The sequence below is a fragment of the Allofournierella sp. CML151 genome (assembly GCF_027853465.1).
GTDB lineage: Bacteria > Bacillota > Clostridia > Oscillospirales > Ruminococcaceae > Allofournierella.
In genome coordinates this window covers 12314-26065 of the sequence record NZ_JAPNNW010000026.1, presented here as the reverse complement: position 1 = coordinate 26065, position 13752 = coordinate 12314, and the positions used below count along the sequence as shown (strand labels likewise).

General features: G+C 56.8%; 13 protein-coding genes. 9 read left to right on the top strand and 4 right to left on the bottom strand.

The window, feature by feature from the left end; all coding sequences use genetic code 11:
- The first annotated feature begins 9 nt into the window (after window positions 1–9).
- Window positions 10–528 (top strand): DUF1097 domain-containing protein, encoded by a 519-nt coding sequence (locus PH256_RS13990; RefSeq protein WP_270914664.1) that lies wholly within the window; start codon window positions 10–12, stop codon window positions 526–528.
- 6 nt (window positions 529–534) lie between these two features.
- Window positions 535–1332, top strand: coding sequence for a DAPG hydrolase family protein (locus tag PH256_RS13985; protein WP_270914663.1), 798 nt, complete (start codon window positions 535–537; stop codon window positions 1330–1332).
- 70 nt (window positions 1333–1402) lie between these two features.
- On the opposite strand, the gene PH256_RS13980 is transcribed toward PH256_RS13985, so the two are convergent.
- From PH256_RS13980 to PH256_RS13970, 3 genes are all read right to left on the bottom strand, one after another.
- The gene (locus PH256_RS13980; RefSeq protein WP_087184414.1) at window positions 1403–2071 is read right to left on the bottom strand and encodes a PIN domain-containing protein; all 669 of its coding nucleotides are present in this window, start codon (window positions 2069–2071) and stop codon (window positions 1403–1405) included.
- Window positions 2072–2119: 48 nt separating this feature from the next.
- A complete protein-coding gene (gene glgX / locus PH256_RS13975; protein WP_270914662.1) occupies window positions 2120–4228 on the bottom strand; it encodes a glycogen debranching protein GlgX in 2109 nt (702 codons plus the stop codon).
- Between the two features lie 161 nt (window positions 4229–4389).
- The gene (locus PH256_RS13970) at window positions 4390–4731 is read right to left on the bottom strand and encodes an arsenate reductase family protein (RefSeq protein WP_087184416.1); all 342 of its coding nucleotides are present in this window, start codon (window positions 4729–4731) and stop codon (window positions 4390–4392) included.
- A gap of 137 nt (window positions 4732–4868) precedes the next feature.
- On the opposite strand from PH256_RS13970, the gene PH256_RS13965 reads away from it, so the two are divergent.
- From PH256_RS13965 to bcp, 3 genes are all read left to right on the top strand, one after another.
- Window positions 4869–5351 carry a GNAT family N-acetyltransferase gene (locus tag PH256_RS13965; RefSeq protein ID WP_270914661.1) on the top strand — a complete coding sequence of 161 codons (483 nt, stop codon included), beginning with the start codon at window positions 4869–4871 and terminating at the stop codon, window positions 5349–5351.
- A gap of 66 nt (window positions 5352–5417) precedes the next feature.
- Complete coding sequence (yaaA, locus tag PH256_RS13960) at window positions 5418–6179, top strand: peroxide stress protein YaaA (RefSeq protein WP_270914660.1); 762 nt, start codon at window positions 5418–5420, stop codon at window positions 6177–6179.
- A gap of 54 nt (window positions 6180–6233) precedes the next feature.
- Window positions 6234–6698, top strand: a complete 465-nt coding sequence (gene bcp, locus PH256_RS13955; protein WP_270914659.1) for a thioredoxin-dependent thiol peroxidase — start codon at window positions 6234–6236, stop codon at window positions 6696–6698.
- Between the two features lie 118 nt (window positions 6699–6816).
- Here the strand turns inward: bcp and PH256_RS13950 are convergent, their stop codons facing one another.
- The gene (locus PH256_RS13950) at window positions 6817–8103 is read right to left on the bottom strand and encodes an L-cysteine desulfidase family protein (protein WP_270914658.1); all 1287 of its coding nucleotides are present in this window, start codon (window positions 8101–8103) and stop codon (window positions 6817–6819) included.
- A gap of 212 nt (window positions 8104–8315) precedes the next feature.
- Here PH256_RS13950 and PH256_RS13945 point away from each other — a divergent pair, with 212 nt between their 5' ends.
- The 4 genes from PH256_RS13945 (at window position 8316) to PH256_RS13930 (ending at window position 13746) form a co-directional block, all read left to right on the top strand.
- Entirely contained in the window at window positions 8316–10445 is a 2130-nt protein-coding gene (locus PH256_RS13945) for a sigma-54 interaction domain-containing protein (RefSeq protein ID WP_270914657.1), read from the top strand.
- Window positions 10446–10755: 310 nt separating this feature from the next.
- Window positions 10756–11925: a MalY/PatB family protein gene (locus tag PH256_RS13940; protein WP_270914656.1), complete on the top strand. Its 1170-nt coding sequence runs from the start codon at window positions 10756–10758 to the stop codon at window positions 11923–11925.
- 52 nt (window positions 11926–11977) lie between these two features.
- Entirely contained in the window at window positions 11978–13243 is a 1266-nt protein-coding gene (locus PH256_RS13935) for a dicarboxylate/amino acid:cation symporter (protein ID WP_270914655.1), read from the top strand.
- Window positions 13244–13377: 134 nt separating this feature from the next.
- Entirely contained in the window at window positions 13378–13746 is a 369-nt protein-coding gene (locus tag PH256_RS13930) for a RidA family protein (protein WP_058963076.1), read from the top strand.
- Window positions 13747–13752 lie beyond the last annotated feature (6 nt).

Sequence of the window (13752 nt, the reverse complement as noted above, 5' to 3'; positions counted from 1 at the left end):
GGGGCCGGCATGCATAACAAAGCACAAACTCTGACCCTTGCATTCTGCATCGCGCTGCTGCCGCCCATCTGGGCGGTGGCAGCGCCCTACCTGAACGTGACTACCGGCGCGGTGGCACTGATCTGTGCCGGGCTGTGCGCCGCCAACGGCGACAAGGCCAGCGACGCGGGACGTATTTCCGCAGGGTTTCTTCTGGGTGATGCCTGGGCCTGCCTGGCGCTCTGGCTCATGGATCACCTGCCTCTGGGCGCGGACCTGAACCTGTTCTGCACCCTGTTCGTGCTGGGCGGTCTGGCGGTGCTGCTGAGCGCGCTGGCACCCCGGTTCATCTTCTGCCCCGCCTGGCTGTGCGGCTGGGCCATCGGGCTGACCATCCTTTCCCCCGTAGGCTTTGCCGGAATGGGCAGCCTGCCCATTCAGATCGGCGTGGCCATGCTGGTGGGTGTGTGGTATGTGGGCGTGTTTTTGAACCTGGTCCAAAAGCAGCTGATGCGTCTGTTTGACAAAAACTCCGATTCCAAGAGGTGACATGGTATGAACAAAGCAGTCGGCGTGAGCCGCGAGGAAATGGCTCTGCCCTACTACAAATTCTTTGAACAGCCGCTGGCCGAGATTCCGACAGACAAGCTGGAAATCCTGAAAAGCGGCCCCTCTGCCCTGCCCGCGGTACCCTTTGAGCAGCGTAACCTGTTCCTGGCCGGGCAGGACGGCGAATTCTGCCAGCTGGGCTACGGCGTTATGCCGGACGGCACTGGTTTTGTGTGCAACCAGACCTACATGCCCGGTGTAACAAGCGAGATGCTGGACTGGTGGTTCCCCTGGCACAGTGTGGGTTCCGACCTGCGCTACAAGATCTGGGACAAGGAGGACCACTATTTTGCCCGGGCAGACCGTGCGGACTACGTCTGCGACCCGGCGGTGCCTGTGAACCAGAAGACCTGGGGCGTAAACCACTACATCCTGGAGGATGTGGGCCCCGGCCCGGAATTTCTGAAGCTATGCTTCAAGAGCCCGGCGGACTTCGGTTATGATCCGGCGCTGGTGGGCAGTGAACAGTGCCAGTCGCTGGTGTGCGCCATCGGCGAGGGCAACTGTGCCGCCGCCATGACCCACAAGTGGTATCCCTACAAGGACGGCGTGATGTTCTGCTCCCGGTTCTGGATCGGCTACGCGCTGATTGACGGCGTTTACAAAAAGATTCTGCCGGAGGGCGTGCGTCTGCCCGAGATCGTGCCCCAGGGCCTGTTTGCCCACAACATCAAGGAATTCTCCAATCTGGCCGCCATTCTGCCCCGCCTGTGGGCCGAATGCCCGGAATGCCTGGGATTCTGATTCATACAAAAAAGGACCGGCAGCGATTATGCTGCCAGTCCTTTTTCGTTGTATGTGGCGGAAAGCCTGCTCAGGGCTCCCGCAGCTTTTCCTGCCGGTCGAAGTAGATGCCGGTGACTCCGTTGGCTTTTTCCATGATGCTCTTTTTCTTCTTCTCGGCCATTTTTTTGAAGCGGGGTTCCTTTTCCAGCGCCTCCAGAAAGCGCTTGCCCTTCTTCTTGGCGTTTTCCGGGATCGTTTCGCACACCCGGTAAACCAGTTCGGCGGCCTCACTGTCGCCGTTCAGCAGCACCCGGATGCGCTTTTTGCGGGGGTTCAGCTCCGGCTCACGCACCGGCTGAGCCGGACGGGCAGCCATCTCCTTGGCGTGGGCATAGCCTTGGCCCACCGCCAGCTTTTCCACCGTTACACCCCGCTGGGCCCAGAAGCCGGACAGCACCTCGTAGTCGCTGTCGTTGGAGACGATGTAAATTTCACCTTCGCCGCCGGCGGCGCACAGGCCCACATAGGACGCGATGGCAAAATCCATTGCGTTTTTGGTACGGACCTTCTCGCCGCACCAGACGATCTCGATCTGACCGGAGGCCCGCATACAGGTCTCCAGCATGGAAAAATTGATGCTCAGCTTTGCGTCGCCGGAAAAGGCGAACACACACATTTTATCTTCGGGGCGCATCCGTTCCGCCACGGCCAGCCAGGCGGTGCCCACGTTTTCGGTATCAACCAGATAAGTTGCCATTTGTTTTTTCACCTCAATGGTATAGTATACACCATTTTCGCGCCTGCATCAAATTATACCGCCCGGCGGAATCAGCCGGAACACCGCCGCGCTGCGGGGCCCCATCTCCAGCGAAGCGCCGTTGAAGCCAGCAGGTTCAAAGGGATTCTCCTCGCTGGTGTGCAGCACCAGATGCCAGCAAAACCCCTTGGGCGGCGTGGGCAGCTGCTGCGTATGGGTTTCCCAGTGCATATTCAGCGCCAGCAACAGAATATCGTCGTTTTCATCGGCCGCATCTCTGCCGGCGAACAACACGCCAATCTGGCGTGTCTCAGGCAAAAACTCGCTGTTCCAGGCCTTGCCGTTGTTGTGCAGCGAAAGATCCTTCCAGCCGCAGCGGCTGAGCGCGGTGGCTGCCCGCAGCACCGGGTGCGCCTTGCGCAGCGCGATCAGACGCCGGGTAAAATCGAAGAAATCCCGGTTTCGTTCCAGCTGTTCCCAGTTCAACCAGGAAATCTCGTTGTCCTGGCAATAGGCATTGTTGTTGCCGCTCTGGCTGTTGCCGAACTCATCTCCTGCCAGGAACATGGCCGCGCCCCGACTGCACAGCAGCACGGTCAGGGCGTTTTTACGCAGCCGATCCCGCAGTGCATTCACCGCAGGATTCTGGCTGGGGCCCTCCTCTCCGCAGTTCCAGCTGTTGTTGTCGTCAAAGCCATCGGTGTTGTTCCAGCCGTTGGCCTCGTTGTGCTTTGCGTTGTAAGCGTACAAGTCATATAGGGTAAAGCCGTCGTGGCAGGTGATGAAGTTCACCGTGGCGTTTGGACGCTTGTCCGGCGGATAAAGATCCGGCGAGCCGCAGATGCGCTGCACCGCCGCTTCGGCCATTCCCCCGTCACCCTTTAAGAATTTGCGCAGGTCATCACGGTATTTGCCGTTCCATTCGCTCCATCGGTTCCAGGAGGGGAAACTTCCAACCTGATACAATCCGCCCGCGTCCCAGGCCTCCGCGATGAGCTTCACGTGGCTGAGCACCGGGTCGAAGGCCAGACTTTCCAGCAGCGGCGGCTTGGACAGCGGGCTGCCGGTCTCATCCCGCCCCAGAATGGAGGCCAGGTCAAAGCGGAAGCCGTCCACCCGGTATTCCACCGTCCAGTAACGCAGGCAGTCCAGAATAAACTGGCGCACCTGAGGGTGGTTGCAGTTCAGGGTATTGCCCACCCCGGAAAAATTGTAGTACCGGCCATCCGGCGTGAGCATGTAATAGATGTTGTTATCCAGGCCCTTGAAGGAAAAGAACGGACCGGTCTCGTCGCCCTCGGCAGTGTGGTTGAACACCACGTCCAGAATGACCTCAATCCCGTTTTCATTCAGGCTGCGGATCAGGCGTTTGAGCTCCATACTTTCCCGGTTCAGCTCCGGCTCAGCGGTGTAGTCCAGATTGGGCGCGAAAAAGCAGATGGGGTTATATCCCCAGTAATTTCGCAGCTTCTGACCGTTCACCACCCGCTCCTCGGCTTTTTCATCAAACTCGAATACCGGCATCAGCTCCACCGCGTTCACCCCCAGCTCCAGCAGATAGGGGATCTTTTCCTCCAAGCCCGCGAAGGTACCGGGGAATTTCACCTGGGAGCTGGCATGCTGCGTGAAGCCGCGCACATGCATCTCGTAGATAATCATGTCCGAAAACGGAATGCGTGGATTATGAACCGTCCCCCAGTCGAAGGTGTCCTCCACCACCCGGGCATGATAGGTGCGTCCCAGCCGCTCGCCGCCCGCCCAGATGCTCTGGACTGTCACCGCCCGGGCATAGGGGTCCAGCAGGAATTTGGTTCGGTCGAAAATCAGACCCCGGGCAGGATCAGAGGGGCCGTCCATCCGGTAGGCATATTCGATATCCTGAATATCCAGATCAAACACGATCATGGAATAGGTGCCGCCCATTCGGCACTCCTCCGGGAAAGGGAGCACCGCGAAGGGCTCCTGGTCCGCCTGGTGAAACAGACACAGCTCACAGGCGGTGCCGTTAAAGGAATGGATGGTAAAGCTGACGCCTCCCGGCACCAGCGTGGCTCCATTGGACAAAAACAAGCCCGGGCGAATCTGAAAACCGTTCACCTCGCCGGTGGCATGCAGCCGCCCGGGCAGCAGCGAACCGGAATGTGGTGTTCTGGACATGAGCATTTCCCTTCTTCCCGAAAGCCCGTGCGTTCTGCGTCCGTCGCGGGCTCTTTTCTTTCATGATACCAAAAAACGGACCGAAAATGGAACGGCGAAACCACCAAGAAAGCCCCCACTTCCTTGTGCGAAACAGCAAAGATTTTTGGGTGTCTGGTGTTTTATTCCCAGGTCTGCCAAACCTCCGGGCAGCAGCCCACGGTGGCCTGCCGGCCGTTGCGCACGATGGGCTGGCGGATTAGCTGCTGGTTTTCAAACAGCTTGTCCGCCTGCTGCTCCGGGGCCAGGAAACGCAGTAAAGTCAGGGTGTCCTTGTCTTTGGCGTTCTCATCTACCAGGCTCTGCCAGCCGCCCAGTGCGCGGCACACGTTGTCGAACTCGCCCCGGCTCATTCCCTTTTCCTTCAGGTCGATCATCTGGAATTTGATTCCCCGTTCTTTAAACCAGCGCTGGGCCTTTTTGGTGTCAAAGCTTTTGTTCGTTCCGAAAATCTGGATGTTCATGGTTTGCACTCCCTATTTTTGTTTGTTCACAGCCCACATTATACCATAAGTGCATGAAAAAGCGGCTGCAAGGCCTGCCCCTTTCAACCATTTTGTAGTATACTGATAATCGATCTTAACCGAAAGGATGACCTGTTATGACCATTCGATATGCTCGTTCCACCGATCTGGATGCTCTGGATGCACTGGAGCAGCAGTGCTTTCCGCCGGTGGAGGCGGCTACCCGCGCCTCCTTTGCCCAGCGGCTGGCGGTGTTTCCGGAGCATTTCTGGCTGGCGGAGGAGGACGGGCAGATTCTGGCCTGTGTGAACGGCTGCGTAAGCGACTCGCCCCTTTTGCAGGATGAGATGTTCGAAAATGCAGGCCTGCACAACGAGCAGGGCGCCTGGCAGATGCTCTTCGGCGTGGAAACCCATCCCGCCGCCCAGGGCAAGGGCTATGCCAGCGCACTGATGCGCCGGATGATTGCTGACGCCAAGGCCCAGGGCCGTCAGGGCGTGGTGCTTACCTGCAAGCAGGAGCTGCTGGATTTTTACCGCCGGTTCGGCTTTGAAAACGAGGGTGTTTCCGCCTCCCAGCACGGAGGTGCCGTCTGGTACGATATGCGGCTGCGCTTCTGATTTTGCCACGGCAACATTTTACTTTGCGCACCTCTGCTACAATAGGAACGAAAAGGAGGCTCTGCCATGAAGTTCATCATTTCCCCCGCCAAAACCATGAATGTGGATACCGATTCCTTCGCGCCCCGCGATCTGCCCCGCTTTCTGGAGCAGGCTGAGGAATTGAAGAACTATCTGCAAAGTCTGGACTATGCTGCCTGTAAGGCCCTTTGGAACTGCAGCGACGCCCTGGCAGAGCCGAACTTTGAGCGTCTGCAGAAGATGGATTTACGCCGTACGCTGACCCCCGCGCTTTTTGCCTACGAAGGCATTCAATACCAGTACATGGCCCCCGGTGTGTTCACCGAAGAAGAACTCTCCTATGTACAGGAGCATCTGCGAATTCTTTCCGGCCTGTACGGCCTGCTGCGCCCCATGGACGGCGTGACTCCCTACCGGCTGGAGATGCAGGCAAAACCGGTGGGCTTTCGCTGCAAAACCCTGTATGAATTCTGGAGCAGCCGCCTGGCAGACGCTTTGGCCGAAGAAACCGACTGTCTGGTGGACCTGGCCTCCAAGGAATACAGTAAATGCGTGCTGGGCAAGCTGCCCGCTTCTGTGCGCCGGGTGCAGGTGACCTTCGCCCAGGAAACCGGCGGAAAGCTGAAGGAGAAGGCCACCTTCGCCAAGATGGCCCGGGGTGCTATGGTGCGCCATGCGGCAGAACAGAACTGCAAGACCCCAGAGGAGCTGCGTTCCTTCTGCCGGTTTGGGTTTGCCTATTCCCTTGAGCACTCCTCCCCCGACCATTTAGTCTTTGTACAGGACCCCAACTGGAAGTCTGACTGACCAATTTTGACCATTTAATTTTCCAAATCAAAAAGCGAAAAGGAGCGACTGTTTATGCTGCAAATCGGAACCCAAGCCCCCGCCTTCACCCTGACCGACAAGAACGGCAACTCGGTAAGCCTTGCGGATTTCAAGGGCAAAAAGGTGGTCCTTTATTTTTATCCCCGGGACAACACCCCCGGCTGCACCCGTCAGGCCTGCGCCTTTGCCTCCCGTCATTCGGATTTTTCCGCCAAGAACACCGTGGTAATCGGCGTAAGCAAGGACAGTGTTGCTTCTCATCTGAAATTTGCCCAGAAATATGATCTGCCCTTTGTGCTGCTTTCCGACCCGGAACTGCAGGCCATTCAGGCTTATGATGTGTGGAAGGAGAAAAAACTCTACGGCAAGGTAAGCATGGGTGTGGTACGCACCACTTATCTGATTGACGAGGAAGGCGTGATCCGCTGGGCCAAGGAAAAGGTTAAGCCGGACGAGAACGCCGGTGAACTGTTGGCCCTGCTGGAGCAGGAAAGCTGATTCTTCCGTTGTGAAACCATTCTTTTTGATATAACGAAAAACTGCCGCACCGGTTTTGCCCGATGCGGCAGTTTTTCTTATGAGAAGAGAGAAAGGGAAAAGAAATAATCAAAAAGGTTCAGCCCCGGTCTTTTTCCATCATGATATCCAGGATGGTCTTGTCGGTAGCAGTCATGCCCGGGTTGCTGATGCGGCCCATATTGCGAATGGCTTTTTCGGGAGTGGTATCGCAGATGCCGTCGCTGGCACTGACCACAACACCGCCCATAGCCAGGTAAGCACTCATCAGCGCCGCGTTGGATGCGGTGGCCAGTTTCAGCGCGCAGCCGATCTTGCCGCCGTCACAGATCATACCGGTCAGGTTGCCGCTCATGTTAATGATGGCTGCGCCCATCTGGGCATCGTTGCCGCCCATCAGCCAGACCATGGCGGCAGAGGCGGAAGCCGCGGCGGACACACCGCAGCCACAGGTGGCGCTGAGCTTACCGGTAAACAGCTTGATGTAAACGTTCAGCATATGTGAAAAGGCCAGTGCCTTTACAGTCGCTTCCTGGCTGGCATTCAGGTGCTTAGCCATCTCCACAACCGGAATGATGGCAGTGATGCCATGGTTGCCGCTGCCTGCGCTGCTCATGACCGCGTAGGGGCAGCCGGACATACGCCCCTCAGCGCTGGAAGCCACACGGACCATGGTGTTGCTGAACAGGTTATCGCCCATGGCGCCCTGCAGCTGAGCCTTCAGGGTGTCGGCAATGCCGATGCCCAACCGGTTTTCCAGGCCGTAGTCCGCAAGGGTTTCGTTCATCTTGGCACCATCCAGCATGAAGGCCAATTCCTCTTCAGTGGCGCTGTCCACCAGTTCACGGATTTGCGCAACGGTCATGGTCTTCAGCTTCTCGTGCAGCTCGTCCTCACCGCCCACAGTATATTCCTTCTCAAACAATACCTGATTGTTGGCACTGGTGTAAACAATATTGGAATGGGTGTTGCGGATGGTGCTGATGCCGATGCCACGGGTGGTGATGATCTCGGCGTGAGCATACAGCTGAGTCTCCTCTTCCGCGATGGTCACACTCACCTGCTTTTCCTCCACCAGACGGGTGGCTTCCTTGCTCACAATGGGCGTGATCTCTTCCAGCAGCTGCAGTCCCTTTTCCGGATTTCCCAGGCAGGCACCCAGGGCAGCGGCGTATTTCAGGCCGACCCGGTCAAAGCCGGGAATGCCCACCGACATACCGTTTTTATAAACGCCCGGATTCACCTGCATCTTCACCGATACGATCTGCCCACCGATGGCATGGTAGGCATCCGCTGCGGCCAGGGCCACACACACGGGCTCAGTGCAGCCCAGGGCGGGTACCACTTCCTGATGAAGAAGATCCAGCATTTCCTGTTTTGTAAGCATTTTGTTCGCTCTCCTTTTTCCTGTTATGTTCTGCCGCCGTATCGCGGTTTGATTTCTCTGCTCCCATTGTAGCAAGAATCATGCCAACATTGCCGATGTACGAAGAAACATTTCTACGGGAATTTCTTCTTGACAAAAAGGATGGAATAGGTTAAAAATGAAAGCATAATTGGTTTATTTGGTTGCAAAAACTGGTTACAGGAGAGTTGTTCATGAAAAACATTGCTGTAATTTCCTGGGACCCGCTGGCAGGCCGGTTTTACGGCAAACAGGTAAAAGACCTGTTTGGAGACCAGGTAAGCGTACAGGTCTACAGCGTACGCGACGGGTCCGTGAATCAGCTGCCCCGGCGGCGCTATGATTTGTATATGACCTCCACCGACGCCTTTGAGTCCGGAAACGATTTACGTCAGTATCTGCCTTTGGACGCGGAGATTACCGAGATCGAACTGACCTTTTTGTGGGATGTGGTACGTCGCCTGCAAAAACTTCCTGCCGGAAGCCGGGTATTGTTTGTCAATCTGAGCGATAAGATGAGCCGTGAAGCGGTGAGCCGGTTGAATCAGCTGGGCGTGAATCAGCTGCAGTTTGATCTGTATCATCCGGGCTGCCCGGAACCGGACATGGCGCTTTATGATTATGTAATTACGCCCAGCGAGCAGCGCTATGTTCCGGAAGGCGCGAAGGAAATTATTGATATCGGACAGCGCGTCTGCACCAGCGCCACCATGACCGAAGCCGCTTTGAAGCTGGGCCTGGAGGATCTGCTGGAAACGCCCCGTTTCCACCATTATCAGGAGATCGTAGCCACCAACACCTACAGCTTTGACCGGCTGTTCAACCGCAGCCGCCGGCTGGAAAGCCAGTTCGATATCCTGATGGACATTCTGGACGAAGGGCTGGTGGGTGTGAATGAGAAGGGCGAAGTATTCGCCTGCAACAAAAAGCTGGAGCAGATCACCCAGGTGAGCAACTCCCTGGCGCTGCATCGCCGGGCCAGCGATGTGTATCCCTTTATTCCCTTCAAACAATGCCTGAAAAGCAAGGAGGCAATTCCCGCCAAGGTTGTGCGGGCAGGTGGCACCAACCTTACTGTGACCGTTGCTCCGGTACTGCGGGGCGGGGTCTGCCTGGGTGCATTCGCCACGGTCCAGCGTTTCAGCGACGCAGAGCAACGGCAAAACGAATTGCGCAGTCAGTTGAGTCCCAAGGGATACCGGGCCAAATACACCTTTGAAAATGTAATCGGCGACTCCCCTGCAATCCGGCGGACCATCGAGATTCTGAAAAAGATGGCAGCCACCTCCCTACCTGTTCTGCTGATTGGCGAAACCGGCACCGGCAAGGAGTTGTTCGCCCATGCGGTGCACAATGCATCCCCCCGGGCACAGGGACCTTTTGTGGCCATCAACTGTGCGGCCATGCCTGAAAATCTTCTGGAAAGCGAACTGTTTGGTTATGAGGATGGCGCCTTTACCGGAGCGCGGAGAGGCGGAAAGCCCGGCTTGTTCGAATTCGCACACCAAGGCACCCTGTTTTTGGACGAGGTGGAGGGCATGAGCCCTGCACTGCAGTGCAAATTACTGCGTGTGCTGCAGGAACACGAAATCATGCCGGTGGGAGGTAACCGAATCGTCCGAGTGGATGTGCGCATTGTAGCCGCCACCAACGAGGACCTGGAGCAGCGTGTGGAGGAAGGCAGCTTCCGCCGGGACCTGTACTACCGGCTGAACACCCTGCCCGCCCTCATCCCTCCGCTGCGCCAGCGGGAGGGTGATTTACTGCTGCTCATTGAGCATTTCCGCAAGAAAAGCGGCGTGGAATTCACCCTTTCTCCGGAGCTGAAACAGATGCTGCTGGCCCATCAGTGGAGGGGAAACATCCGGGAGCTGCGCAACGTGGTGGAATATTTCAGCTACACCGGCAGCCAGGTTATCACGCCGGAGGACCTGCCTCCCACCTTTCACTATCTGCCTGCCGGAAGCACCAGTGGCAGGCTTTCACCCGCAGTAAGCGTGGCGGCGGCAGTTCCAGCCTCTTCGCCGGAACCGGTCTCCCCTCCGCCTCAGTTGAGCGAAGAGCAGTGGATGGTTCTGCAGCTGATTCACCAGGCTGCACGCCAGGGCCGTCCCGCCGGGCGAGACAGTCTTCTCGCTGCCGCCCGGCATATGAATCGGCCGCTCTCCCAGCAACAGGTCCGCCGCCTGATGAGTGAGCTGGCCCAATTGGGCTATCTGCGCATTGAGCGTGGGCGCGGCGGCAGCCATCTGACCGAAGAAGGCCTTCGATTGCTAGCCGATCATCCAACTAACAACCAATTGCGACCATTTAATAATCCATAATTATTTCAAAAACGACCAATATTCCCTATCTATTGGTTAACCATTTTTGAATATCGATTCCCTTTTATATAAGGAACAGGCCGGTACCGCGTGATGCTTTCTGCGGACCGGCCCGTTTTTCTTATTCCCAAACAATTCCCCATTGCGTGAAATCCGCCGTCAACCTGCTGCAAAGTATCCGTCTAAAACTGTTAAAACGCCAAAATAGCTGGTAACCCTGCCCACATTTTCGCTTTTGGCACGCCCCTTGCTATAATCTGGTCAGAGAAACGTGGCCGAGTGCCCAAACAGAAAGGCAGGAACCGATTTTATGAAATACGATTTTGACACCGTTGTGGACCGCAGCAAAAACAATGCCGCCAAGTACGATGAACGAATCAAGAAATTCGGCACCGACAAGGTAATTCCCCTGTGGATTGCGGATATGGACTTCAAGTCGCCCCAGCCGGTAATTGATGCCCTGACAGCCCGAGCCCAGGAAGGTATCTGGGGTTACACCAGCCGTCCGGCCAGTTACTTTGAGGCCATCTGCAACTGGCAGCAGCGCCGCCATGGCTGGACCATCGACCGCAGCCTGGTGAGCTGGAGCCTGGGCGTTGTGCCCGCACTGAGCATGCTGGTAAAGCTGTTCACTCCGGAAGGCAGCAAGGTGCTGATCCAGACCCCTGTTTACGGTGAGTTCTACGACGTGACCGAAGCCTGGAACCGCACCGTGGTGGAGAATCAACTGGTGGAAAAGGACGGCAAGTGGACCGTGGACTGGGAAGACTTTGAGTCCAAGCTGCCCCAGGTGAGCATGTTCCTGCTGTGCAGTCCTCACAATCCCCTGGGTATCGTATGGACCTGCGAAGAACTGACCCGTATGACCGACCTGTGCCGCAAATACAGCGTGCTGATGGTTTCCGACGAGATTCATTCCGACCTGATCTTCCACGGCAAGACCCATATCCCCACCGCCAGCCTGTCTGAGCAGGTGGCCGGTGAAGTGATCAGCTGCATCTCCGGCACCAAAACCTTCAACCTGGCGGGCCTGCAGGCCTCCACCACCGTATTCCCCAACATGCGGATGAAGGAGCTGTATGACAAAGCCTGGATGAACATGGACATCCATCGAAACAACGCCTTCAGTCTGACCGCCATGGAGGCCGCATTCAATGAAGGCGAGGAATGGCTGGATCAGCTGCTGGAGTACATCGACGGCAACTTCAACTTCATTCGGGATTACTGCGCCGCTCACATTCCCCAGATCAAACCCAATCTGCCGGACGCCACTTATCTGGTCTGGCTGGATTGCCGGGAGCTGGGCATGACGAACGAAGAACTGCGCCGCTTCATGATTGAAAAAGCAGGTCTTGGCCTGAACGAGGGCTGGAGCTTCGGCCGAAGCCTGAACGGTTTCATGCGTTTGAACGCCGCCTGCTCCCGCAAGGTTCTGGAACAGGCCATGAAGCAGCTGGAAGAGGCCGTGAAGGCATTATAACCCGTAACAACGTTCCGTGCGGACGGGACGATAAAGGAAAAGGAGAATCATCATGTCTAACACTACCACCAAGAAAGCGTCCTTGTGGCAGCAGTACAAACTTCCCATCCTGCTGCTGGGCGGCATCGGCATCGGTTCCATCATCGGCGTGGTCTCCCCCAGCCTGGGTCAGGCTCTGAAGCCTGTGGGCCAGATCTTTTTGAACCTGATGTTCACCATCGTTGTACCGTTGGTATTTGTATCCATCGCTTCCGCCGTTGGCAGCATGGCCAACATGAAGCGTCTGGGCAAAATTCTGGGCAGCACTATCTTCAGCTTCCTGGCCACCGGTGCCATTGCCGGCGTCTGCGTTCTGGTATGGGTCAATCTGTTCAGCCCCTCCGCCGGAACCAACATTCAGATGGGCACCAGCGAAATGGGTGAAATGCAGAGCGTGAGCGATATGATCGTCGGTTCTCTCACCGTGGATGATTTCTCCGGCCTGCTGAGCAAGGATCACATGCTGCCGCTGATCATCTTTGCTATTCTGTTTGGCTTCTGTGTTTCCGCCTGCGGCGGCGATGAAAGCCCGGTGGGCAAGCTGCTGGCCAACCTGAATGAAGTCATCATGAAGTTCATCGGCCTGATCATGGCCATTGCCCCCATCGGTCTGGGTGCCTATTTTGCCAACCTGGTAGCCGAGTACGGCCCCCAGATCATCGGCGACTACGGCCGTTCCATGGTGGTTTACTACCCCCTGTGCCTGCTGTATGTGGTGGTATTCTTCCCCCTGTATGCTTTCTTTGCCGCCGGTAAGCTGGGTGTAAAACGGATGCTGAAATACATCTTCACCCCCGCTGTGACTGCCTTTGCCACCCAGAGCTCTGCCGCAACTCTGCCCGTTAACAAAGAAACCTGCGATAAGATCGGCGTTCCCAAGGACGTAAGCGACCTGGTCCTGCCCATGGGCTGCACCATGCATATGGATGGCTCTGTGCTGAGCTCCATTACAAAAATCGCCTTCCTGTTCGGCGTGTTCAACATGTCTTTCACCGGCGTGAGCACCTATGCCATGGCCATTGTGGTTGCGATTCTGTCCGCATTCGTTCTGTCCGGTGCTCCCGGCGGCGGCCTGGTTGGCGAGATGCTCATCGTAAGCATGTTCGGCTTCCCCGCCGAGGCCTTCCCCCTGATCGCCACCTTGGGCTTCCTGTTTGACCCCGCTGCCACCTGCCTGAACGCCTCCGGCGATACCATCGCTTCCATGATGGTAGCCCGTATGGTCGAGGGCAAGGACTGGCTGGTAAAGGCCGTGAAGGCAAAGGGCGAAGCCGCTTAATCGGAACCGGCCTCAAAACCTATTGCTTTTTGACTGCAAAGTTGCTATAGTTATAGACGTAGTTAAGCAGCTTCATTATTGTGTTTTTCACATAATGGACTGCCCTAAGATTTGATCCAAGGAGGACTTCTATCATGACTATCATTGATACCAAAAACGCTCCCGGCGCCATTGGCCCCTACTCTCAGGGTTTTGTTGTGGGTGATCTGGTGATCACCTCCGGCCAGCTGCCTGTTGACCCCGCTACCGGCACCATGCCCGAAGGCATCGCTGCTCAGGCTGAGTGGAGCTGCAAGAACGTTGGCGCCATTCTGGAGGCTGCCGGTTCCGGCCTGGACAAGGTCGTGAAGACCACCTGCTTCCTGGCCAACATGAGCGACTTTGCCGCCTTCAACGAAGTGTACGCCAAGTACTTCACCTCCAAGCCCGCCCGTAGCTGCGTGGCCGTGAAGGACCTGCCCAAGGGCGCACTGTGCGAGATCGAAGCCATCGCTGAGAAGTAATCTCCG